General features: G+C 62.9%; 23 protein-coding genes. 15 read left to right on the top strand and 8 right to left on the bottom strand.

Translation table 11 applies throughout. The annotated features are described in order from the left end of the window. Positions 1-94: 94 nt before the first annotated feature. Positions 95-505 carry a PA0061/PA0062 family lipoprotein gene (locus tag ACZZ0Q_RS00290; protein WP_463540487.1) on the bottom strand — a complete coding sequence of 137 codons (411 nt, stop codon included), beginning with the start codon at positions 503-505 and terminating at the stop codon, positions 95-97. A gap of 40 nt (positions 506-545) precedes the next feature. Further along, positions 546-959, bottom strand: a complete 414-nt coding sequence (locus tag ACZZ0Q_RS00285; RefSeq protein WP_463540488.1) for a PA0061/PA0062 family lipoprotein — start codon at positions 957-959, stop codon at positions 546-548. A gap of 107 nt (positions 960-1,066) precedes the next feature. Between ACZZ0Q_RS00285 and ACZZ0Q_RS00280 the strand changes: the two genes are divergently transcribed. Then, complete coding sequence (locus tag ACZZ0Q_RS00280; RefSeq protein ID WP_463540489.1) at positions 1,067-2,137, top strand: aminopeptidase; 1,071 nt, start codon at positions 1,067-1,069, stop codon at positions 2,135-2,137. On the opposite strand, the gene ACZZ0Q_RS00275 is transcribed toward ACZZ0Q_RS00280, so the two are convergent. Together ACZZ0Q_RS00275 and ACZZ0Q_RS00270 are read right to left on the bottom strand one after the other, a co-directional pair. Next, complete coding sequence (locus tag ACZZ0Q_RS00275; RefSeq protein ID WP_463540490.1) at positions 2,134-2,781, bottom strand: HAD family hydrolase; 648 nt, start codon at positions 2,779-2,781, stop codon at positions 2,134-2,136. The genes ACZZ0Q_RS00280 and ACZZ0Q_RS00275 overlap by 4 nt on opposite strands. Before the next feature lie 243 nt (positions 2,782-3,024). Beyond that, positions 3,025-3,924 (bottom strand): LysR family transcriptional regulator, encoded by a 900-nt coding sequence (locus ACZZ0Q_RS00270; RefSeq protein WP_463540491.1) that lies wholly within the window; start codon positions 3,922-3,924, stop codon positions 3,025-3,027. A 121-nt stretch (positions 3,925-4,045) separates the two neighbouring features. On the opposite strand from ACZZ0Q_RS00270, the gene ACZZ0Q_RS00265 reads away from it, so the two are divergent. Next, complete coding sequence (locus ACZZ0Q_RS00265) at positions 4,046-4,804, top strand: SDR family NAD(P)-dependent oxidoreductase (RefSeq protein ID WP_463540492.1); 759 nt, start codon at positions 4,046-4,048, stop codon at positions 4,802-4,804. A gap of 92 nt (positions 4,805-4,896) precedes the next feature. Here the strand turns inward: ACZZ0Q_RS00265 and ACZZ0Q_RS00260 are convergent, their stop codons facing one another. After that, positions 4,897-5,448 carry a gamma carbonic anhydrase family protein gene (locus ACZZ0Q_RS00260; RefSeq protein ID WP_463540493.1) on the bottom strand — a complete coding sequence of 184 codons (552 nt, stop codon included), beginning with the start codon at positions 5,446-5,448 and terminating at the stop codon, positions 4,897-4,899. A gap of 116 nt (positions 5,449-5,564) precedes the next feature. On the opposite strand from ACZZ0Q_RS00260, the gene prlC reads away from it, so the two are divergent. Genes prlC through ACZZ0Q_RS00245 form a run of 3 tightly spaced genes read left to right on the top strand, consistent with a single transcriptional unit; the run spans position 5,565 to position 8,652 of the window. Further along, positions 5,565-7,613 (top strand): oligopeptidase A, encoded by a 2,049-nt coding sequence (gene prlC / locus ACZZ0Q_RS00255; protein WP_463540494.1) that lies wholly within the window; start codon positions 5,565-5,567, stop codon positions 7,611-7,613. After that, positions 7,613-7,879 (top strand): YheV family putative zinc ribbon protein, encoded by a 267-nt coding sequence (locus ACZZ0Q_RS00250; RefSeq protein WP_463540495.1) that lies wholly within the window; start codon positions 7,613-7,615, stop codon positions 7,877-7,879. Before prlC ends, ACZZ0Q_RS00250 begins: the two co-directional genes overlap by 1 nt. A 5-nt stretch (positions 7,880-7,884) precedes the next feature. Next, on the top strand, positions 7,885-8,652 hold the full coding sequence (locus ACZZ0Q_RS00245; RefSeq protein ID WP_463560187.1) for a DUF1835 domain-containing protein: 768 nt from the start codon (positions 7,885-7,887) through the stop codon (positions 8,650-8,652). A gap of 105 nt (positions 8,653-8,757) precedes the next feature. On the opposite strand, the gene ACZZ0Q_RS00240 is transcribed toward ACZZ0Q_RS00245, so the two are convergent. Beyond that, complete coding sequence (locus ACZZ0Q_RS00240) at positions 8,758-9,552, bottom strand: AraC family transcriptional regulator (RefSeq protein ID WP_463560185.1); 795 nt, start codon at positions 9,550-9,552, stop codon at positions 8,758-8,760. 87 nt (positions 9,553-9,639) lie between these two features. Here ACZZ0Q_RS00240 and ACZZ0Q_RS00235 point away from each other — a divergent pair, with 87 nt between their 5' ends. From ACZZ0Q_RS00235 to ACZZ0Q_RS00190, 10 genes are all read left to right on the top strand, one after another. After that, positions 9,640-10,635, top strand: coding sequence for a bile acid:sodium symporter family protein (locus ACZZ0Q_RS00235; RefSeq protein ID WP_463540498.1), 996 nt, complete (start codon positions 9,640-9,642; stop codon positions 10,633-10,635). A gap of 85 nt (positions 10,636-10,720) precedes the next feature. After that, positions 10,721-11,782, top strand: coding sequence for a PA0069 family radical SAM protein (locus ACZZ0Q_RS00230; protein WP_463540499.1), 1,062 nt, complete (start codon positions 10,721-10,723; stop codon positions 11,780-11,782). Between the two features lie 69 nt (positions 11,783-11,851). Further along, positions 11,852-12,757 (top strand): helix-turn-helix domain-containing protein, encoded by a 906-nt coding sequence (locus ACZZ0Q_RS00225; protein WP_463540500.1) that lies wholly within the window; start codon positions 11,852-11,854, stop codon positions 12,755-12,757. 224 nt (positions 12,758-12,981) lie between these two features. Further along, positions 12,982-14,292 carry an ABC transporter substrate-binding protein gene (locus tag ACZZ0Q_RS00220; RefSeq protein WP_463540501.1) on the top strand — a complete coding sequence of 437 codons (1,311 nt, stop codon included), beginning with the start codon at positions 12,982-12,984 and terminating at the stop codon, positions 14,290-14,292. A gap of 90 nt (positions 14,293-14,382) precedes the next feature. Then, positions 14,383-15,312 (top strand): carbohydrate ABC transporter permease, encoded by a 930-nt coding sequence (locus ACZZ0Q_RS00215; RefSeq protein ID WP_463540502.1) that lies wholly within the window; start codon positions 14,383-14,385, stop codon positions 15,310-15,312. Positions 15,313-15,326: 14 nt separating this feature from the next. Then, positions 15,327-16,160 (top strand): carbohydrate ABC transporter permease, encoded by an 834-nt coding sequence (locus ACZZ0Q_RS00210; protein ID WP_122492180.1) that lies wholly within the window; start codon positions 15,327-15,329, stop codon positions 16,158-16,160. Between the two features lie 27 nt (positions 16,161-16,187). After that, positions 16,188-17,297, top strand: coding sequence for an ABC transporter ATP-binding protein (locus tag ACZZ0Q_RS00205; protein WP_463560183.1), 1,110 nt, complete (start codon positions 16,188-16,190; stop codon positions 17,295-17,297). A gap of 8 nt (positions 17,298-17,305) precedes the next feature. Continuing rightward, on the top strand, positions 17,306-18,814 hold the full coding sequence (locus tag ACZZ0Q_RS00200; RefSeq protein WP_463540503.1) for a mannitol dehydrogenase family protein: 1,509 nt from the start codon (positions 17,306-17,308) through the stop codon (positions 18,812-18,814). A gap of 9 nt (positions 18,815-18,823) precedes the next feature. Next, positions 18,824-20,305 carry a xylulokinase gene (gene xylB, locus ACZZ0Q_RS00195; protein ID WP_463540504.1) on the top strand — a complete coding sequence of 494 codons (1,482 nt, stop codon included), beginning with the start codon at positions 18,824-18,826 and terminating at the stop codon, positions 20,303-20,305. Positions 20,306-20,339: 34 nt separating this feature from the next. Further along, complete coding sequence (locus ACZZ0Q_RS00190; RefSeq protein WP_463540505.1) at positions 20,340-21,278, top strand: carbohydrate kinase family protein; 939 nt, start codon at positions 20,340-20,342, stop codon at positions 21,276-21,278. Positions 21,279-21,314: 36 nt separating this feature from the next. Here ACZZ0Q_RS00190 and ACZZ0Q_RS00185 read toward each other — a convergent pair whose 3' ends face one another. Together ACZZ0Q_RS00185 and ACZZ0Q_RS00180 are read right to left on the bottom strand one after the other, a co-directional pair. Further along, positions 21,315-22,241 carry a phosphatidate cytidylyltransferase gene (locus ACZZ0Q_RS00185; RefSeq protein WP_122492185.1) on the bottom strand — a complete coding sequence of 309 codons (927 nt, stop codon included), beginning with the start codon at positions 22,239-22,241 and terminating at the stop codon, positions 21,315-21,317. Between the two features lies 1 nt (position 22,242). Then, positions 22,243-22,887 carry a lysophospholipid acyltransferase family protein gene (locus tag ACZZ0Q_RS00180; RefSeq protein WP_463540506.1) on the bottom strand — a complete coding sequence of 215 codons (645 nt, stop codon included), beginning with the start codon at positions 22,885-22,887 and terminating at the stop codon, positions 22,243-22,245. Between the last annotated feature and the right edge of the window lie 5 nt (positions 22,888-22,892).

Here is a 22,892-nt window from a genome sequence, read left to right as displayed (position 1 = left end):
CTGAAATGCCCCAGGTGCTTGGCGCCTCGGGATGACGGCGCGCTATCTAGGTTCGAGGCAGCGGCACGCCGTTAGGTTCAGGCCATCGCAGGGTTCACACCGGGCCGCATTTTTCCACGCTCACTTGCTTGAGCGCTTTGCGCGGCGAGGCGTACAGCCAAGCCTGGGTGCTCATCGCCACCGGCCGCGCTTCCAGGCGATAGCGCTGGCCGGCAACGAAGTCGTAGTTGACCTTCAAATGGCAAGTGATCTGGCGCGGATTGCCCATCATGCCGCCGCCGGTTTCCACTTCGAATTGAAAGCGCGCGCGTAGCTCGTGGCTGCCGGGGCTGACTTGGAAAAAACGGCCGTCGCTGACTGTTTTGCCGTCCAGCTTTTGCGCCATCAAGGTATTACCTGGCGTGCTGTACAGCTCAATCCACGCTTGCTGCGGGTCGGGCTCAGGCAGCGCCGCAGCGCAGGCGGTCAGGGGCAAGGCACAGAGCAAAATCGGCAGCAGGCGCATGGTCGTCTCTCTTTTTTACAAGCTCGCATCATCGGAGCAATCACACCTCGCCGCAACGGCTCTCGCGCGCCCGCGCCAGCAGTTGGTGCTGCTGATCATAGAGCTTGGCCCATGGGCGAAAACCAATGCTGCCAGCCACTACTTTATAGCGCTGGCCAGCGGCGAATTCGGGGTAGTCGAGTTTGAGCACGCAGGTGCGTTCCAGCCCCTGGCTGTCGGGGCCGATGTTGCTGGGCGCCACGGCAAATTGCAGGCGCATATGCAACTCGTGCTGGCCGGGGGTCACTTGGAAATAGCGATCATCTTCCAGCTCGCTGGCGTCTACTTTCGCGGCTTGCAGGGTGTTGGCCTCGCTGGTGCGTAAATCAACCCACGCCTGGCTGGGGTCTGGGGACGGCATCATGGCGCAGCCACCAAAACTGAGCAGGCTGGTGGCGAGCAAAAATCGGCGCATGGTTCGGGCTCCGTGGTCGGTCTGATTTTTATAAGGACGAGCCTGGAGCGCGCCGTCGGGATGGGGTAGGTTTTGTGGCTTCGCCACCGCCCTGCCCGGATCGCCCGATGCTGCCCTGCTTATCCTGGTTACTCGACCTGCCGCGCTGGCGCTGGGTTCCGCTGCTGCTGGTTTTGCTGCTGAACGGTTGCAGCTATTACACGCAGTTGCTTACCGGCCAGGTCGACCTGCTAAGGCGCCGCGAACCCATCAGCGAATTGCTCGCCAAGCCGGACCTGAACCCCGCCCTGCGCCAACGTTTGCAGCTGGCACAAGAGGCGCGCCGCTTCGCCAGCGCCCAACTCGCGCTGCCGGATAACCAAAGCTATCGCCTGTACGCCGACCTCGGCCGGCCTTATGTGGTGTGGAATGTGTTCGCCACGCCGGAGTTCTCTCTGGACCCGCAGACCCACTGTTTCCCGATTGCCGGGTGCGTGGCCTATCGCGGTTTTTACGATCAGAACCGTGCGCGCGGCGCGGCGGCGCTGATGAAACAGGAGGGGCTGGACACGTATGTCGCCGGCATCGAGGCCTACTCCACCCTCGGCTGGTTTGCCGACCCGCTGCTCAACACCATGCTGCGCTGGGACGACCAACGCTGGGTGGCCGTCATCTTCCATGAGCTGGCGCACCAGCAGTTCTATTTGCCGGGCGACACCGCGTTCAACGAGTCGTACGCCAGCTTTGTCGAAACCGAAGGCCTGCGCCAATGGCGCCAGGCGCGCGGTTTGAAAGCGCCTGAAGGCGGCGCGAGAGAGCGGCAACGCGAGCAGTTCAGTACGTTGGTGCTGGCCAGTCGGGAGCGCCTGCAAACCCTCTACGCCAGCGGCAAACCCGAGGCGCAAATGCGCGCGGAAAAGGCGGCAGAATTTGAGCGCCTGCGCCGCGACTACCTCGCCTTGCGAACCACCGCCTGGGCCGGTGATGGTCGGTACGACGCCTGGATGTTCGGCCCGCTCAACAACGCCAAGTTGCTGCCTTTCGGCCTGTATGACCAATGGCAACCGGCCTTTGCCGCGTTGTTCAACCAGGTGCAGGGCGACTGGCCGCGCTTTTACGCTGAGGTCAAACGCCTCGGCGAGTTAGCGGACAGCGAGCGACAAGCGCGCCTGGCTCAGCTGCAACGCGAAGGCCGTTAACGCGCGAATGCCCGATGCAGCTCGGCCAGCGTGCGGAAGTGGAACGTCGGGTTTTGCGCCTGAATTTCTTCCTCGCTGCCAAAGCCATAGCCCACTGCCACGCTTTGCAGGCCATTGCGGTGCGCGCCGATGAGGTCGTGTTTACGGTCACCGATCATCAGGGTCTGGCTGGGGTCCAGTTTTTCCTGTTCCAGCAGGTGGGCGATCAGCTCGACTTTGTCGGTGCGGGTGCCGTCCAACTCGCTGCCGTAAATCACTTTGAAGTGCTTGGCGAAGTCGAAATGGCGGGCAATTTCGCGCGCGAACACGTGGGGTTTCGAGGTGGCGATGTACAACGTGCGGCCTTGCGCCGTGAGGCTGCCGAGTAACTCGCTGACGCCGTCGAACACGCGGTTTTCATACAGACCGGTGACCTTGAATCGCTCCCGGTAAAAATTTACCGCCTGCCAGGCTTTGGCTTCGTCGAACCCGTAAAACTGCATAAACGCTTGCAACAGCGGCGGACCAATAAAGTGCTCGAGCTGGCGCAGGTCTGGCTCGTCGATGCCCAGTTGGGCGAGGGCAAATTGAATCGAGCGAGTAATGCCTTCACGGGGGTCGGTGAGGGTGCCGTCGAGGTCAAAAAGGATGGTTTGCTGATGCATGGCTAGGCGGGCCCAAGGGTTCGGGGGGCGCCATGATAGCAAGCCAAACGCGGCCAAAACCTGTGGCAGCCGCTGGGCGGCATTCCCATCAGCCGCCGCGCGTTTATGACTGCCTACCCAAGCCAGATCACAAGCGGTGGATCACAAGCGGCAGATCAAGAACATCGCGGCTGGAGCCGCTCCTACGGTTTGCGGTGCTCTTGTGGGAGCCGCTTTAGCCGCGATGCTTGTGGGCGGGGCCACTCACGCATTCAGCTGCGGTTCCAGCACCTGCGCCAGCCAATCCATAAACACCCGCACGCGCTTGGGCAAATTGCGCCGGTGCGCGTACAGCAACGTGACTTTCATGGGCGCCGGGACGAACTCGGGCAACACCTCCACCAACTCACCCCGCGCCAGGCTGTCGCGCTTGCCGGCCACCGGCGCCTGAATAATGCCGAAGCCCGCCAGGCATGCCGCGTAGTAACAATCGGCGTTGTTAACGGTCACCGCGCCCGCCATCGGCAGGCAGTGGCGTTTGCCATGCAGCTGGTATTCAAACCCCGTCGGGCGCGAGCCAAAGGTGGAGGCGTAATGCACCAGCCGGTGCTCGGCCAGGTCGGCCAACGAACGCGGCGTGCCGTAGCGCTTTAAGTAGCCAGGGCTGACGAAGTTGCCTTGGCGATACGCGCCAAGCGGCCGCGCCACCAGCGTGGTGTCGGGCAGTTCACCAACGCGCATCACGCAGTCGAAACCTTCGCGCACCAAGTCAACCAGGCGGTCGGTGGCACTCACTTCTATTTCGATTAGGGGATGCTGGTCGCTGAATTCCGCCAGACGCGGCAGCACGAACTCACGCGCGGTGACCGTGGGCATGTCGATGCGCAAGCGCCCGCGCACGCTCTGATCCTGGCGGAACAGGCTTTCCAATTCGTCTACTTGGTCGAGCATGTCTTTGCACCGCTCGTAGAGCACCAAGCCGTCTTGCGTCGCTTGCACCTTGCGCGTGGTGCGCTGCAGCAGGCGCGCGCCGAGCATTTCCTCCAGCAAACGCACGTGCTCGGACACGGTCGATTTCGGTAGCCCCAGGCTGTCGGCGGCGCCGGTGAAACTGGCCAATTCGGTGACGCGGGCGAAGGTTTTATACAGCTCAAGCTTGTTCATGGCGGCGGCCTTATTGTTCGGTTAATCCGCATGGTATGTGCAGATTCTTCGTCTTTATCGGCTTATACGCCGAGCCTACAGTGGCATCGACTTCACCACCAGCCCACCGGGAGAAACCACCATGACGCGTAAAATTGCTCTTATCACCGGCGCCAGCCGCGGCCTCGGCAAAAACGCAGCACTGCACCTGGCAGCCCAGGGCGTCGACATTATCGGCACCTACCACAGCCGTCGCGACGACGCCGACGCGCTAGTGAAGCAAATCGAAGAAGCCGGCGGCCGCGCTGTGATGCTGCAACTGGACGTCGGCGACAGCGCCAGCTTTGCCGCGTTTGCCGACACAGTCGGCACCGCGCTAGGCAGCCATTTTGAAACCGACACATTCGACTTCCTGCTCAACAACGCCGGCATGGGCATTCACGCCAGCTTTGCCGACACCAGCGAAGCGCAGTTCGACCAGTTGGTGAACGTGCATTTGAAAGGCCCGTTCTTCCTCACCCAACGCCTGTTGCCGCTGTTGGCCGATGGCGGGCGCATTCTCAACGTGTCGTCGGGCCTGGCCCGCTTCGCCTTGCCGGGCTACGCGGCCTACGCCGTGATGAAGGGCGGCATCGAAGTGCTCACCCGCTATCAAGCCAAGGAGCTGGGCGCGCGCGGCATCAGCGTGAACACCCTGGCGCCGGGCGCGATCGAAACCGACTTCGGCGGCGGCGCGGTACGCGATAACGCCGACCTCAACGCCATGGTCGCCAGCAACACCGCCCTGGGCCGGGTCGGCGTGCCCGACGACATCGGCGCCGCCATCGCCCTGCTGTTTAGCGACGGCAGCCGTTGGATCAACGCCCAGCGTATTGAGGCGTCGGGCGGGATGTTTCTGTAAAACCGCGCGGCGTTGATCCCTGCGGGGGAGGCTTCAGCCTCGATGCGTTTGATCTGAAATGCATCGAGGCTGAAGCCTCTCCTACAGGGGTGTTAGCCGTCCAGTTGGTCGTAACCCTCGGCCAAGTGCTGATCTTTCAAGCGCACGTAATTCGCCGCGCTGTAGGTAAAAAACGCCCGCTCCTTGTCAGTGAGCGGGCGCATTTGTTTGGCGGGGCTGCCCACATAGAGAAAGCCGCTCTCCAACACGCGCCCCGGTGGCACCAGGCTGCCGGCGCCGAGAATCACCTCGTCTTCAACCACCGCGCCGTCCATTACCGTCGAGCCCATGCCGATGAGGATGCGATTGCCGACGGTGCAGCCGTGCAGCATCACTTTGTGGCCAATGGTCACGTCGTCGCCGATCAATAACGGGAAACCGTCGGGGTTGAACGGGCCGGCGTGGGTGATGTGCAACACGCTGGCGTCTTGCACGCTGGTGCGCGCGCCGATGCGGATGCGGTGCATGTCGCCGCGAATGACCGTGAGCGGCCACACCGAGCTGTCATCGCCCACCACCACATCGCCAATCACCACGGCCGACGCGTCGACAAATGCGTTTGCGCCGAGCTGCGGCGTGGTGCCCTGGTACGTTCGAATAGCCACGATAGAAACCTCTAAAGCTGCGTTAAAGGTTGATTGTAATTAAGATGGCGCCATATCTGCTTCAGCGCATCCAATGTTGATGAAGCACACCATTCATAGCCAGACAGGTGACCGTCGTGAGCGAGAACAACCCTCTACTGCAAGCCTTCGACCTTCCACCCTACTCCGCCATCCGCCCCGAACACGTTGAACCTGCCGTCGACACACTGCTGGCCGAAGGCCGCGCGGCGTTGGCCAAATTGCTCGCCGAACAGCCCGCCACCCCCACCTGGGAAGGCTTGGTGCTGGCGCTGGACGAACAAGGCGAACGCCTGGGTCGCGCCTGGAGTCCGGTCAGCCACTTGAACGCCGTGCGCAACAGCCCGGAACTGCGCGAAGCGTACGAAGCCTGCCTGCCGAAACTGTCGGAATACTGGACCGAACTGGGCCAGAACCGCGCGCTGTTCCAAGCCTATGAAGCGCTGGCCCAGAGCCCCGCCGCCGCCAGCTTTGACGTGGCGCAGCAGACCATCCTGCAAAACGCCCTGCGCGATTTCCGCCTCTCGGGCATCGACCTGCCGCCGGCTGAGCAACAGCGCTACGGCGCTATTCAAATGAAACTGTCCGAGCTGGGCAGCCGCTTCTCCAACCAGTTGCTCGACGCCACTCAGGCGTGGACCAAACACATCACCGACGAAGCCGCCCTCGACGGCCTGCCCGATTCGGCCAAGGCGCAAATGGCCCAGGCGGCCGCCGCCAAAGAGCTGGACGGCTGGCTGATCAGCCTGGAATTCCCCAGCTACTACGCGGTAATGACCTACGCCAACGACCGCGCCCTGCGCGAAGAGCTGTACGCCGCTTACTGCACCCGCGCCTCGGACCAAGGCCCGAACGCTGGCCAGAACGACAACGGCCCGGTGATGGCGGAAATTCTCGACCTGCGTCAGGAATTGGCCCAATTGCTGGGCTTCGCCAACTTCGCCGAGCTGAGCCTGGCGACCAAAATGGCCGAGAACAACGAGCAGGTGCTGACCTTCCTGCGCGACCTGGCGCAGCGCAGCAAACCGTTCGCCGCCCAAGACCTGAGCGAGCTCAAAGCCTACGCCGCCGAACAAGACTGCGCGGACCTGCAAAGCTGGGACGTTGGTTACTACAGCGAGAAACTGCGCGAGCAGCGCTACAGCATTTCCCAGGAAATCCTGCGCGCCTACTTCCCCATCGACAAAGTGTTGAGCGGCCTGTTCGCCATCGTGCAGAAGCTGTACGGCATCGAAATCACCGAGCTGAAAGGCTTCGACACCTGGCACCCCGACGTTCGGCTGTTCGAAATCAAGGAAAACGGCGAGCACGTCGGCCGCTTCTTCTTCGACCTCTACGCCCGTCCCAACAAACGCGGCGGTGCCTGGATGGACGGCGCCCGCGACAAACGCCGCACCGCAGCCGGCAGCATCGTCAGCCCGGTGGCCAACCTGGTGTGCAACTTTATGCCAGCGGTTGGCGACCAACCGGCGCTGCTGACGCACGATGAAGTGACCACCCTGTTCCACGAATTCGGCCATGGCTTGCACCACCTGCTGACCCGCGTCGAGCACGCCGGTGCGTCGGGCATCAACGGTGTGGCGTGGGATGCCGTGGAGCTGCCGAGCCAATTTATGGAGAACTGGTGCTGGGAGCCGGAAGGTCTGGCATTGATTTCCGGGCACTACAAGACCGGCGAGGCGCTGCCGCAAAACCTGCTGGAGAAAATGCTGGAGGCGAAGAACTTCCAGTCCGGCCTGATGATGGCGCGGCAGGTGGAATTCTCGCTGTTCGACTTCGAACTGCACGCCACCCATGGCGACGGCCGTTCGGTATTGGATGTGCTGGAAAACATCCGCGCCGAGGTCTCGGTGATGCGTCCGCCGGCCTACAACCGCTTCCCCAACAGCTTTGCGCACATCTTCGCCGGCGGTTATGCGGCCGGTTACTACAGCTACAAATGGGCTGAAGTGCTGTCGGCCGATGCCTTCTCCAAATTCGAAGAAGACGGCGTGCTCAACCCGGAAACCGGCCGCGCGTTCCGCGAAGCCATTCTTGCCCGTGGCGGCTCGCAGGCGCCGATGGTGTTGTTTGTCGACTTCCGTGGCCGCGAACCGAGCATCGACGCCCTGCTTCGCCACCTCGGCCTGAGCGCGGAGGCCGCGTAATGAGCACCAGCAAAAAACGCTTTATCGCCGGCGCCGTATGCCCGGCGTGCAGCGAGGGCGACAAGATTCAGATGTGGGACGTCGACGGCGTTCCCCACCGCGAATGCGTGGCCTGCGGCTACGCTGACACCCTGAACGAGCAAGGCCAGTCGGTTCCGAAAGAGCTGGGCACGCGGGTCAACAAAAACGCCGCGAAACCGGCAGACCCGAAAGTGCAGGGCGTGCAATTCTTTCCGAATCCCAAGCTGAAGAAACCAAGCGAGTAGCGTCTATGTGGCATGTCGTGTGTGGCGACAACGCGGTGAAGGGCGTAACACGCGTGGTGGGTGAAGGGTTATCGCTGCAAGTGTTGCGCGATGACCTGGCGGTTGGGCCTTTGGTAGATGTCGACCAGCCGCCCTGCGCCGAGCGCGCGGCGTTCTGGCAAGCCGTGTGGCCCGCCGCCGTGCAACCGGTGCCGGACTTTTCCACCCTGGGCGACGACGTGCACTGGCTGGCGAGCCTCACCAACGAAACCAAACCGGTCACCGTGTGGCATGGCGACAGTGCCTCGGAGCAACTGATGCTCTGTCGCGTGGCCGCTGCGTTGCAGCGCAGCAGCCTGCCCTTCTTCGAAGTGCCTTGCGGCACCGGTGACAGCCGCGTGGCCTGGCGCCGCGCCGTGGCCATGCATGCGCCGGATGAATTGCTCAGCCTGTACCAACCTCGGCTGGTCAGCTCTTCGCGGCGCCAGCAATTGGCGGGGCAATGGCGGCAGGTGGTAGCGGAAAATGCGGGAGTTCGGCGCTGGTCGAACAACCGCTTCCAAGGCGAGGGTTACCTCACCACCGACGAAACCCTGCTGGCAGCGTGTACCCAGGAATGGCAGCCGTTGGCGCGGGTGATGGCCGAGGTGATGAAGCGCAGCGACGGGTTTTTCGCCACCGACTTCTTCGTATTTTGGCGGGCGCGGGAATTGGCGAAGGCGGGGCGGTTGGCGTTTTCGGCGGATGCTGAGGCGGTGAGTTATGGGGGGTTGGAGGTTCGGAGGTTGGGTTAGGTTTGGGCGATTAAAAGCTCGAGGCTAAAGCCTCTCCGACAGAAGTCACCGCTCACCTGTAGGAGAGGCTTCAGCCTCGATCCCTGCAAACCTCGCATTCAGGCACTACCCCCGCCGAAAAAACTCCCCCGGCGTGCATTCAAACTGCTGCCGAAACGCCGCAATAAACGCCGACGTCGAGTCATACCCACACCCCAACGCCACATCCGTCACCCGCGCCCCTTGTTCCAGCGGCGACAGCGCGCCGAGCAAGCGCAGCCGTTGCCGCCAGGCGCGAAAGGTCAGGCCGGTGTCGCGCAAGAACAGCCGGCTCAAGGTTTTTTCCGAGGCGCCCAATTGCTTGCTCCAATCGCTCAGGCTGCGGCCATCTTCAGGATGCGCCTGCAACTGCCGGCACAGCTGCTGCAAACGCGGGTCGGTGGGCAGCGGTAGCGAGAGCCGCACTTCTTCGGCATTACGCAGCTGGTCCAACATCACCTGCACCAGGCGGCCATCGGCGCCGGCTTCGTCGTATTCCACTGGCAATTCCGCGAAGCGGCTGATCAGTTCGCGGGTCAGTGGGCTCACGCTCAGCACGCGGCAATGGCTTGGCGCCCAGTCGGTGACGGCGCAATCGAGGTACAAGCCGCGCAATTCAGTGCGCGGCGAACTGACCACTTCATGCTCCAGGCCCGCCGGAATCCAGATGGCCCGCTGCGGCGGCGCAACGAAGCTGCCGGCGTTGGTGTGCACGTGCAGCACGCCCTGGATGGCGTAGGAAAGTTGCACCCACGGATGGCTATGACGCGGCGTGCTGACTTGCAGCGGCAACGACTCAGCGCGGGAATACACGGGGCGTGGCAGGCGCGGAAGGTCCGGCACCTGGCGTTGCCCGAGAAAAATCTGTCCTTTTGCCGGCATATTCTGGCTTTCTTGCGTTAGTCGGTAACAAGGGCCACACGGTAAAGTCCGCCCTACCCTTTGACAACCCGACCGGAACCACCGCCCATGGCCCGCTCCCGACTTCTTCCCGACAATTTCACCCTCACCCTGATCGCCGTCGTCGCCACCGCCAGCCTGCTGCCGTGCAGCGGCCAGGCGGCTGTGGCGTTTGGCTGGATCACCAATATCGCCATCGCCCTGCTGTTCTTTTTGCACGGCGCCAAATTGTCGCGCGAGGCCATCATCGCCGGCGCCGGCCACTGGCGCCTGCACCTGTTGGTGTTTGCCTGCACCTTTGTGCTGTTCCCGCTGCTGGGCTTGGCGCTGAAGCCGGTGCTGTCGCCGCTGGTGGGCACCGAGCTGTATATGGGCATGTTGTACCTGTGCGCGTTACCCGCCACGGTGCAGTCGGCCATCGCCTTCACTTCGCTCGCGCGCGGCAACATTCCCGCGGCCATTTGCAGTGCCGCTGCCTCCAGTTTGTTTGGGATTTTTCTGACACCACTGCTGGTGACGCTGCTGCTCGACGTACACGGCGAGGGCGGTTCCACCCTCGACGCCATTGTGAAAATCAGCGTGCAGTTGCTGCTGCCGTTTATTGCCGGCCAGATCGCACGCCGCTGGACCGGCAATTGGGTGGCTGCCAATAAAAACTGGCTGCGCTTCGTCGACCAAGGTTCGATTCTGCTGGTGGTTTACACCGCCTTCAGCGAGGCGGTGATCGAAGGCCTGTGGCACCAAGTGCCGTTACCGAAACTGCTTTGGCTGGTGCTGGCCTGCTGCGTGCTCTTGGCGCTGGTGTTGGTGCTGGTTCACCTGCTCGGCAAATGGCTGGGCTTCAACATGGAAGACCGCATCACCATTTTGTTTTGCGGTTCGAAAAAGAGCCTGGCGACCGGCGTACCCATGGCGCAGGTGTTGTTCGCGGGCGGCAGCATCGGCCTGTTGATTCTGCCGCTCATGCTGTTCCACCAAATTCAGCTGATGGTCTGCGCCGTGCTGGCCCAACGCTACGCCGAACGCGAAGAACCCGAGGTCAGCGCGACCGCAGAAAGCCGCTGAGCGGAAACTTCCCCGCCCGCACTGGCGCGTTTCCGGCAAACGATTTACTGTACATCCATCCAGTTAAATCGTTTGCAGGTGCGCCATGTCGCAGTTTCTCCCGCCCCGTGGTCGAGGTACGGCCAGCAACCCGCACAACCGCTTCGCCGCCACCCGCTCGGTGCGCGAAGACGACGGCTGGTTTCAGGAAGAAACCCCGCTGACCTTCACCACTGAAGTGCGTGAAGAGTTCGCCAAAAGCGTGATCACCCGCAACACCTCGCCCGACGTCGGCTTCGACCGCTCGGTGAACCCCTATCGCGGCTGCGAACACGGCTGCATCTACTGCTTCGCCCGCCCGAGCCATGCCTACTGGGACATGTCGCCCGGCATCGATTTCGAAACCAAGCTGATCGCCAAAACCAACCTGGCCAGCCGCCTGGAAGAGCAGTTGCAAAAGCCCGGTTACGAGCCGGCGCCCATCGCCCTGGGCATCAATACCGACGCCTACCAGCCCATCGAGCGCGAGCAACAGCTGACCCGCCGCAGCCTGGAGATCATGCTGCGCTACCGTCACCCGGTGCACATCATCACCAAGAGTTCGCTGATCCTGCGCGACCTCGATCTACTCAGCGAACTGGCCAGCCGCAACTTGGTGAGCGTGGCCTTTAGCCTGACCACGCTGGACGACGAACTGAAACGCATCATGGAACCGCGCGCCGCCTCGCCAAAGGCGCGCTTGCGGGCCATGAAAGAGCTGCACGAAGCCGGCGTGCCGGTGAGCGCCATGGTGGCGCCGGTGATTCCGATGATTACCGACATGGAGTTGGAGCAGATTCTCGCCGCCGCCAAAGAGGCCGGCGCACGCTCGGCCGGTTACGTTCTGCTGCGCCTGCCGCTGGAAATCGCCGAGCTGTTTGAGGAGTGGCTGACCAGCCATTTCCCCGACCGCGCCGCCCATGTAATGAGCCTGATACGCCAGTCGCGCGGTGGCAAAAACTACGACAGCCGTTTCGGCGTGCGCATGAAAGGCGAAGGCGTATTCGCCGAACTGCTAAGCCAGCGTTTCAAACTGGCCATCAAGCGCCTGGACCTCAACCGACGCGGCGACTACGGCCTGGATTGCACGCAGTTTTGCCCGCCCGGCGCACAAATGTCGCTGATCTAAGCGCTGGGCAGCGCAGGCGGCTCGCGCTAAGGTTTAGCGCCTCAGCCTCTCTGTTTCTGGTAGCGCAGCATGGCCCGTACGTCGCGAATTACCGACCCCTCCTACGAGTTGATGGATGACCACGAAGGTCATTCGCTGATCTATCGCCAGCACGGTTTCCCCAGCCCGCTGGTGCGTTGGCACTTCCACAAGGAGTACGAGCTGCACCTGATCGTGGCCAGCTCGGGCAAGGCGTTTATCGGCGACTACATCGGCAACTTCGCCCCCGACACGCTGTTTCTCACCGGCCCCAATTTGCCGCACAACTGGATCAGCCAGGTGGCAGCCGATGAGGTGTATCCGCAGCGCGACATGCTGGTGAATTTCACGGACCAAGTACTCGACAGCGGCAGCGCAGTGTTCTCGGAACTTCAGGGCTTGGCGCCGCTTCTGGGGCGTGCGCAATACGGCATCGAATTTCGCTGCCCGCGTTTGATCAGCGAAGCGCGCGGCCTGATGCAGCGCATTGCCGAGTCCAGCGGCATGACGCGCCTGGGCCATTTTTTGATTCTGATGGAGCTGCTCGCCGCCACCGAGGATTACCAACTGCTCTCCGGCGTGCGGGCCACGCAACTGGCCGACGAGAGCAATGTGGAACGCATCAACCGCGCGGTGGATTTTATCTTTCAGCACTACGTGCAAGACCTCACCCAAGAGCAAGTCGCCGAGCAGTTGGGCATGACGCCAACGTACTTCTCGCGCTTCTTCAAGCAGGCCACCGGGCGCGGTTTCGTGGAGTTTGTTAATCGCCTGCGGGTGAGCAAATCCTGCGAGCTGCTCAGCACCAGCGACAAGCCGGTGACCGACGTGTGCTTCGAATCCGGCTTCAGCAACGTGTCGAACTTCAACCGGCGCTTCCAGCAGCTCAAAGGCATGACGCCGTCCGGTTACCGACGGTTGGTCACGCAACGCATGACCGAGCAAAACCGGTACTGATTCACACCGCCTGACTCGCCACTTCTGCCTCAAATCAGCGTGCTAAAGCGGCGCGGCGTACACTTTTGCGCGAATCGCCCTACAGACGGACTGCAAAAAAGTATCGGTCTCGGTGCAGGCAAGGCGTTGTTTGCGCTGGCGAGGCGGCGTGTAATCGACCCCGGTCAAACAAAAACAATAATGTCTTGCGCCGCCGACCTGGCTGCCAAGAGGAGTTCAACACCATGAACCACACGCTCAAGGCACTGGTTGCCGCCCTCTGCTTGTCGTCGTCCGCCGTTACCCTGGCGGGCGAAACCCTGACCATCGCCACGGTCAACAACAGCGACATGATCCGCATGCAAAAGCTCTCGAAAACCTTCGAAGAGCAGCATCCCGATATCAAATTGAAGTGGGTGGTTCTCGAAGAGAACGTCCTGCGCCAACGCCTGACCACTGACATCGCCACCGAGGGCGGCCAGTTCGACGTGCTGACCATCGGCATGTACGAAGCCTCGCTGTGGGGTGCAAAGGGTTGGCTCGAACCGATGAAAGACCTGCCCGCCAGCTACGACCTCGACGACGTATTCCCTTCCGTGCGCGAAGGGCTGTCGGCCAAGGGTCAGCTATACGCCTTGCCGTTCTACGCCGAAGCCTCCATCACCTATTACCGCACCGACCTGTTCAAGGCCGCCGGCCTGGAAATGCCCGAGCACCCGACCTGGGAACAAATCGCCAGCTTCGCTGAAAAACTGCACAAGCCTGACCAGGGCCAGTACGGCATCTGCCTGCGCGGCAAAGCCGGTTGGGGCGAGAACATGGCGCTGATCACCACCATCGGCAACGCCTACGGTGCGCGCTGGTTCGATGAAAAATGGCAGCCGGAATTCGACGGCAGCGAATGGAAAAACGCGCTGAATTTCTACGTCACCACCATGAATAAGTTCGGCCCGCCCGGCGCGTCGAGCAACGGTTTCAACGAAAACCTGGCGCTGTTCAACAGTGGCAAATGCGGCATGTGGGTCGACGCCAGCGTGGCCGGATCGTTCGTGACCGACAAAGCGCAAAGCAAGGTCGCCGACCACGTGGGCTTCACCTTCGCGCCCAAGCAAGTCACCGACAAAGGCGCGACTTGGCTGTACTCCTGGGCACTGGCCATTCCCACCAGCTCCAAAGCCAAAGACGCCGCCAAGCTGTTCAGCGCCTGGGCAACTTCCAAGGAATACGGCGCGCTGGTCGCCGAGAAAGACGGCGTCGCCAACGTGCCGCCAGGCACCCGCGCCTCGACCTACAACGACGCCTACATGAGCGCCGCGCCGTTCGCCAAGGTCACCCTGGAATCGCTGAAAGCTGCCGACCCGACCGCCCCTGGCGTGCGCCCGGTGCCGTACGTGGGCATTCAATTGGTGACCATCCCTGAGTTCCAGGCCATCGGCACCCAGGTGGGCAAGTTGTTCGCCGCCGCTCTGACCGGGCAGATGCAGGTGGACCAGGCGTTGAGCGCCGCGCAGGCCAGCACCGTGCGTGAGATGAAGCGCGCGGGCTACCCGAAATAGTCCGCCGACGTAACGCCTTCTTTCCCCCGTAGAGGCACCCCGCCGGCGCGCTTCCCCGCGCCGGCGTTCTAACCCTGTCATGGAGTCGCCATGAGTTCCTCGGTTCTCGACACCGTTGCCCACGCACCCGCTGCGCCGCGCGCCAAGCGGCGGGCGCTGAAGCCGGGCTGGTTTCTGGTCAGCCCCTCCGTCGCCCTGCTGCTGTTGTGGATGATCGTGCCGCTGGGCATGACTGTGTATTTCTCACTGATCCGCTACAACCTGTTGTCGCCCGGCGAGAACGAATTCGTCGGCCTGGAGAACTTCGAGTTCTTCGTCACCGACCCCGGTTTTATGCCCGGCGCGCTGCACACCCTAACCCTGGTGGGCAGCGTATTGGCCATAAGCGTGATCTTCGGCGTGCTGATTAGCGCGTTGCTGGAGGCCTGCGAATTCTGGGGTCGCGGCATTGTGCGCGTGCTGTTGATCTCGCCTTTTTTCATCATGCCAACCGTCAGTGCCCTGCTGTGGAAGAACCTGATCTTCCACCCGGTGTCCGGCATTCTCGCCGCCGTGTGGCGCTTCTTCGGCGCCCAGCCGGTGGACTGGCTGGCGCACCATCCGCTGCTGTCGATCATCTTTATCGTGTCGTGGCAGTGGCTGCCGTTCGCCATTCTGATTTTGATGACGGCCATGCAGTCCCTCGACCAAGACCAGAAAGAAGCCGCGCGCCTCGACGGCGCCGGGCCCATCGCGATTTTCTGGCACCTGACCCTGCCGCACCTGGCGCGTCCGATTGCCGTGGTGGTGATGATCGAGACCATTTTTCTGCTCTCGGTATTCGCGGAAATCTTCACCACGACCAGCGGCGGGCCGGGCTACGAATCGACCAACCTGGCGTACCTGATCTACAACCAGGCGCTGCTGCAATTCGACGTGGGCATGGCCTCGGCGGGCGGCTTGATTGCCGTGCTGATCGCCAACATCGCCGCCATCATCCTGGTGCGGATGATTGGCAAAAACCTCACCGACCAACCGTAAAAAGGAGCCTGACGATGCTGACCTTGAAGCAATCCCGGCGCCTGCAAAGCGTGGTCGTGGGCACGCTTTCCTGGGCGGTGGCGCTGCTGGTGTTCTTCCCGATTTTCTGGATGATTCTCACCAGTTTCAAAACCGAAATGGACGCCATCGCCACGCCGCCGCAGCTGTTCTTTGTGCCGACGCTGGAGAACTACCTGCACATTAACGAGCGCAGCGACTACTTCAGTTTTGCCTGGAACTCGGTACTGATTTCCTTCGCCGCCACAGCGCTGTGCATGCTGATTGCGGTGCCGGCGGCGTACTCCATGGCCTTCCATGAAAGCCGCCACACCAAGCGCACGCTGCTGTGGATGCTGTCGACCAAAATGCTGCCGCCGGTGGGCGTGCTCATGCCTATTTACCTGCTGTGCAAAAGCATGGGCCTGCTCGATTCGCGCCTGGCGCTGATCGTGATCTACACCCTGATCAACCTGCCGATCGTGGTGTGGATGGTTTACACGTACTTCAAAGATATTCCGGTGGATATCCTCGAAGCGGCACGGCTGGACGGGGCCACCACCTTTCAGGAAATCGGCCGCGTGCTGCTGCCCATCGCCCGTGGCGGCCTGGCCTCGACCATGTTGCTGTCGCTGATCTTGTGTTGGAACGAAGCGTTCTGGTCGCTCAACCTCACCTCGTCTGCCGCCGCCCCGCTCACTGCGCTGGTGGCGTCCTATTCCAGCCCGGAAGGCTTGTTCTGGGCCAAGTTATCCGCCGTCTCGACCCTCGCCTGCGCGCCCATTCTGATTTTCGGCTGGATCAGCCAGAAGCAGCTGGTGCGTGGCCTGTCTTTTGGTGCCGTGAAATGACCGGCCTGGTTTCCAAGGAGTGCTCACATGGCTGACCTCAGCATCCGCAATCTGCAAAAAGGCTTTGATGGCCACGCCATCATCCAAGGCATCGACCTCGATGTACGCGACCGCGAATTCGTGGTGTTTGTCGGCCCGTCGGGCTGCGGCAAATCCACCTTGCTGCGCCTGATCGCCGGCCTGGAAGAAGTCAGCAGCGGCACCATCTCGCTGGACGGCAAAGACATCACCGACCTCGCCCCGGCCAAGCGCGACCTGGCTATGGTGTTCCAGACTTATGCGCTGTACCCGCACATGACCGTGCGCAAAAACCTGTCGTTCGCCCTCGACCTGGCGCGTGTCGACAAGGCCACCGTGCAAGCCAAAGTCGACAACGCCGCGCGCATTCTCGAACTGGAGCGGCTGCTGGAGCGCAAGCCCAAACAGCTCTCCGGCGGGCAGCGTCAGCGCGTGGCCATCGGCCGGGCGATTGTGCGCAACCCGAAAATTTTCCTCTTCGACGAACCGCTGTCCAACCTCGACGCCGCGCTGCGCGTGCAAACCCGCCTGGAACTGGCGCGCCTGCATAAAGAGCTGAAGGCCACGATGATTTACGTGACCCACGACCAGGTTGAAGCCATGACCCTGGCCGACAAAGTGGTGGTGCTCAACGGCGGCCGCGTGGAGCAAGTGGGCTCGCCGCTGGAGCTGTACAACCACCCGGCCAACCTGTTTGTTGCCGGTTTCCTCGGCACGCCAAAGATGGGCTTTTTGCGCGGCACGGTTGGCCAGGTAGATGGCGGCAGCTGCGAAGTGCAACTCGACGCCGGCGCCAACCTGCATCTGCCGCGTGAGGCCTGCGCGTTGTCGACCGGCGCCAGCGTGACCCTGGGCGTGCGGCCGGAACACTTCAATATCGTGCCGGCCGGGCAAGGCCAGTTGCAGGTGGTCGCCGATGTCAGCGAACGCCTGGGCAGCGACACCTATTGCCACGTACGTACCGCCTCCGGCGAGGCGCTGACCATCCGCGTGCGCGGCGACTTCGGCCCGGCCTACGGCCAGCCGCTGGAACTGGCCTTCGACACTGCCCACTGCCACCTCTTCGACGCCAATGGCACCGCCATCGACAAACGCAGCGCTACCGAGCAGGCGGCGTAAGGACTTTTATGAAACTCAGTCGCTCCACGTTGTCCCGCCTGGTGCCCTACATCGCCGTGCCCACCTATGACCTGGGCGCGCGCCAGCAAGGCATCGCCCATCTTGGCGTCGGCGGCTTTCACCGCGCCCATCAAGCCATCTACACCGAAGCGCTGCACAACAGCGGCCAGGACATGAACTGGGGCATCTGCGGCATCGGCCTGCGCGCCGAAGACAAAGCCATGCGCGACGCACTCGCCGGCCAGGATTACCTCTACACGCAAGTGGAACTGGGCGACGTGCCCAGCCTGGAAGTGCGTGTGGTCGGCGTCATTGGCGACATGCTGCTGGCTGCCGACGGCGCGCAGGCCGTGATTAACAAACTGGCCGAGCCGGCCATTCGCATCGTCTCGCTGACCATCACCGAGGGCGGCTACTGCATCGACGACGCCAGCGGCGAATTTCTCGCCGACTTGCCGGCCATTCAACACGACCTGGCGAACCCGCAGGCACCGACCACCGTGTTCGGCTTTCTCTGCGCCGCCCTGGCCAAACGCCGCGCCGAAGGCACGCCGGCGTTCACGTTGATGTCGTGCGATAACCTGCCGCACAACGGCGCCGTCACCCGCAAAGCGCTGCTCAGTTACGCGCGGCTGGCCGACGCCGAACTGGCCGCATGGATCGACGCCAACGTCAGCTTTCCCAACGCCATGGTCGACCGCATCACGCCCATGACCAGCGACGCCCACCGCCAGCAATTAGCCCGCGAACATGGCATCGACGACGCCTGGCCGGTGGTGTGCGAGCCGTTTCTGCAATGGGTGCTCGAAGACAAATTCGTCAACGGCCGCCCGGCATGGGAAGCGGTGGGCGTGCAGTTCACCGACGACGTGTCGCCGTATGAAGAGATGAAAATAAAACTGCTCAACGGCAGTCACCTGGCGCTGACCTACCTGGGCTTTATCAAGGGCTACCGCTTCGTGCACGAAGCCATGAACGACGAGCTGTTCCGCCGTTACGTGCGGCGCTTTATGGACCTGGACGTGACCCCCCAGCTGGCACCCGTGCCCGGCATCGACCTGACCGATTACAAAGACACGCTGATCGAGCGCTTTTCCAACCAGGCCATCGCCGACCAACTGGAGCGCGTGTGCTCCGACGGCACCTCGAAATTCCCCAAATTCATTGTGCCGACGCTGAACCGCTTGATCGCCGACGGCGCCGAACTCGACCGCGCCGCGTTAGTGGTGGCGGCCTGGGCGGTGTACCTCGATGGTGTGGACGAAAACGGCACCGCGTACGGCATTCCCGATCCGCACGGCGAATGGGCGCAAGGTCTGGTGACTGACAAGGCCGCCCTCACCACGCGCTTGCTTGGCGCCGACCGCGTGTTCGGTCCGGCCATTCCAGCGTCCGCTGCGTTTGTTGCCGCCTTCGAGCGCCAGCTGCATAACCTGCGCACCCTCGGCGTGACCGGCACGTTGCAGGCGTTGCTCGACGGCGATGGGCGTGTCGATCCGTTGAACCAGCAGCGCTGAGGTCCGGCCATGGCCTTGTACCTCGGCATTGATTGCGGCACCCAAGGCACCAAGGCGCTGGTGCTCGACGCCAGCAGCGGGCAGGTGCTGGGCGCAGGCGGCGCGCCGCACCGGCTGATCAGCGGGCCCAACGGCCATCGCGAACAGCAACCGGCCGACTGGCTCAGCGCCTTCGGACAGGCCACTCGCGCGGCACTTGCCGATGCAGGTATCAGCGGTGAGGCGATTGCCGGCATCGGTGTTTCTGGCCAACAGCACGGCTTGGTGCTGCTCGACGCCCAGGGCCAGGTGCTGCGCCCGGCCAAGCTGTGGTGCGACACCGAATCGGCCGCCGAAAACCAGCAATTGCTGGATTTTCTCGGCGGCGAGCAGGGCTCGTTGGAACGGCTTGGCGTGGCCATTGCGCCGGGCTACACCGTGTCGAAACTGCTCTGGACGCAAAAACACCACCCGGCCATTTACAAGCGCATCGCCCACATTCTGCTGCCCCACGACTACCTGAACTTCTGGCTCACCGGCCGCGCCTGCAGCGAATACGGCGACGCCTCCGGCACCGGCTATTTCAACGTGCGCACCCGCGACTGGGACCACGACCTGCTGCGCCTGATCGACCCCAGCGGGCGGTTGAACACTGCGTTGCCCGCCCTGATCGGCGCCAACGAATCGGTCGGCACCCTGCTGCCCGACGTCGCCGAGCGGCTGGGCCTGAACCCGCGCGCGCAGGTGGCCAGTGGCGGCGGCGACAACATGATGGGCGCCATCGGCACCGGCAACATCCGCCCGGGCGCCATCACCATGAGCCTCGGCACGTCGGGCACGCTGTACGCCTTCGCCGACCAACCACAGGTAAGCCCGCACGCCTCGGTCGCCACGTTCTGTTCATCGTCCGGCGGCTGGCTGCCCTTGATCTGCACCATGAACCTGACCAACGCCACCGGCGCTATTCAGGAACTGTTGGAACTGGACCTCGCCAGCTTCGGCGCCCTGGCCATGCAAGCGCCGATTGGCGCCGACGGCGTGTTGATGCTGCCCTTCCTCAACGGCGAACGGGTACCGGCCCTGCCCAACGCCAGCGCCAGTTTGCTGGGGCTGACCAGCGATAACCTGAACCGCTCTAACCTCTGTCGTGCCGTACTGGAAGGCGTGTGCTTCGGCCTGCGTTACGGCCTGGATTTGCTGCGTGCCAGCGGCATCGAAAGCCGGGAAATTCGCTTGATCGGCGGCGCCGCAAAAAGCTCGGTGTGGCGGCAAGTAGTCGCCGATATCATGGCCACCCCGCTGGTCTGCCCGCAGCACACCGAAGCGGCGGCCCTGGGCGCGGCGATCCAGGCGGCATGGAGCGGCGGCGAAGGCAGCTTGCACGCGTTGTGCGACCGCTGCGTGAGCCTCGACCTGCGCACGCGCACCGAGCCGAACCCCGCAGCCAGCGCCGCGTACGAGCCGGTCTACCAGCGTTACCGCCAGCAGGTGATGCAGGTGCAACAGGCGTAAAAACAGCCAATCCCTTTTGTTTCAGGAGTTCGACATGTACCTGGTTTGCGGCGAAGCGTTGTTCGACTTTTTCACCCAGGCGGCCGGCGCGCGCAGCAGCGAGCTGGACTACAAAGCCATCGCCGGTGGCTCGCCCTTCAACGTGGCCGTCGGCCTGCGCCGCTTGGGCGTGGAATCGGCGCTGTTCGGCGGTCTGTCCACCGACTTTCTCGGCGCCCGCCTGCGCCGGGTACTGGAAGAAGAAGGCGTGCGCGACGATTTTCTGATCGCCAGCGACTGCCCCACGACCATGGCCATGGTGGCCCTCGACGGCAACGGCCACCCGCACTACTCCTTTCGCGGCGAAGGCTGCGCAGACCGCGCCGTGCGCCCGGAACATCTGCCGGCCTTGAGCGGCGAGGTGCGCGGTGTACACGTGGGCTCGTTCTCGCTCGTGGTGCAACCCATCGGCGACACCCTGCTGGAGCTGGTGCGCCGCGAAAGCGGCACGCGCTTGATCAGCCTCGACCCAAACGTACGCCTCAACCCCCAACCTGATGCCGCGCTGTGGCGCGAGCGTGTGGAAGAACTGGCGCAGCTGGCCGACCTGATCAAAGTGAGCGACGAAGACCTGGGCTTGCTCTACCCCGGCATTGAGCCGGAACAGATTATTCAGCGCTGGCTCGGTGGCCGTTGCCAGTTGGTGGTGATGACCCGTGGCAGCCAAGGCGCCACCGCGTTTAGCCGTGAGCATGGCGTTGTGTCGGTGCCGTCACGGCGCATTGACGTGCGCGACACCGTCGGCGCTGGCGATACCTTTCAGGCGGCGCTGTTGGCATGGCTGACGCAGGCGGGGCTGGACAGCCCGGAAGGAATGGCGCGGTTGAGCCGGGAGCAGCTCGATGCGTTGCTGAGCTACGCGGTGGCAGCCGCTGCCGTCACCTGCTCGCGCACCGGGCCGGATCTGCCCAGGGCGCATGAGGTGGTGGTTTAACCGGCCTCAACGCCCTCGGCAGACGATCGCCCAGGCTCAGGTGAAGTTGTAGCGCACCAGGTGGAAGAACACCGGGGCGGCGAAACACACGGAGTCGAGGCGGTCGAGCATGCCGCCGTGGCCTTCGATCATATGGCCCCAGTCTTTCACCCCACGGTCACGCTTGATCGCCGACATCACCAGCCCACCGATAAAGCCCATCAGGCAAATCACAAACGCCAAGGCCAGCGCACCCAGGAAGCTGAACGGCGTCATCCAGAACAGCGCACCACCCAGCAGGGTGGCCGACACCACGCCGCCGATCAGGCCTTCCAGGGTTTTCGAGGGCGACAGGTTTGGCGCCACTTTGGTTTTGCCCATCAGCTTGCCCCAGATGTATTGCAGTACGTCCGAGGACTGCACCACCAGCACCAGGAAGGCGATCAGCAGCAAGTTGCGGCCTTCGTAGCCGGCGATGTTCAGGGTCAGTAACGCCGGCACATGGGAAATGCTGAACACGCAAATCATCAGCCCCCACTGCACCTTGGCCGTACGCTCCAGAAAGCGCGTGGTGTCGCCGCCCAGTGACGCCAGAAATGGCATCAGCAGGAACACGAACACGGGGATGAAGATGCTGAACATCCCATACCACTCGATGTACACCAGAAAGTACTGAAACGGCAGCACGCAGTAGAACGCGGCCACCAGTGCCGGGTAATCGCCGCCACGGGTTTGCGTCAGGGTGATGAATTCGCGCAGGGCGAAGAACGACAACAAGTAGAACAGCAGCAACACCCCGGGCTTGCCGAAGAAGAATGCAACGCCCAGCACCGCGACCATCACCCACCACGCGTTGATCCGTGCGTTGAGGTTGTCGATGACTGGCGTTGCGCCTTTTTTCCACTTGAGGATTTGCCCCACCAGCGAGGCCAGTGCGAGGAACAAACCGACAGCGATAAATACGTTGAGCGTTTGCCGATCCACGTCAGGACTCCTTGGGCGTCAGGGCCAGCAATGCCTCACGGCTGCGGGTGAGAAAGTCCGCCTTGGCTTCGCCTTCGAGCAACTGCAGGGGCGTGCCGAAGGTCAGGGTGCACAGCAACGGCAACGGCAACGTGCGGCCTTTGGGCATCACGCGTTTTAGGTTATCGATCCAGACGGGCACCAGCTCGACGTCCGGGCAACGGCTGGCGAGGTGGAACAGGCCGCTTTTGAACGGCAGCAAACCGTCTTCAAGGTTGCGCGTGCCCTCGGGGAACAAAATCAGCGACTCGCCGCCTTCGAGCACCGCGGCCATCTGGTCGATGGGGTTGGGGTCGGTCGCGGTGGGCGAGCGCGCGATCAACACGCCACGAAACACCTTGTTGATCAGAAAGCTGCGCACAGCGCCCTTGGCCCAGTAATCGGCGCCGGCCACTGGCCGGGTGCTGCCGCGCATGTGGCTGGGCAGCGACGACCACAGCAGCACGAAGTCGCCATGGCTGTTGTGGTTGGCGAAGTACACCCGTGCTTTGGGCTCAGGCATGCAGCCCACCCACAGCGCGCGGGCGCCGGTGATTGCCGCAGCAAAACCGATGATCAGGCGGGCGACAAAGGCGCCGCGCCAGCTGTATTGCGATACACGTGACATGTGCC

This window comes from Pseudomonas sp. AC070, assembly GCF_979258635.1.
The sequence above is the reverse complement of the archived record's forward strand: the minus strand, read 5'-3'. Positions and strand labels throughout refer to the sequence as shown.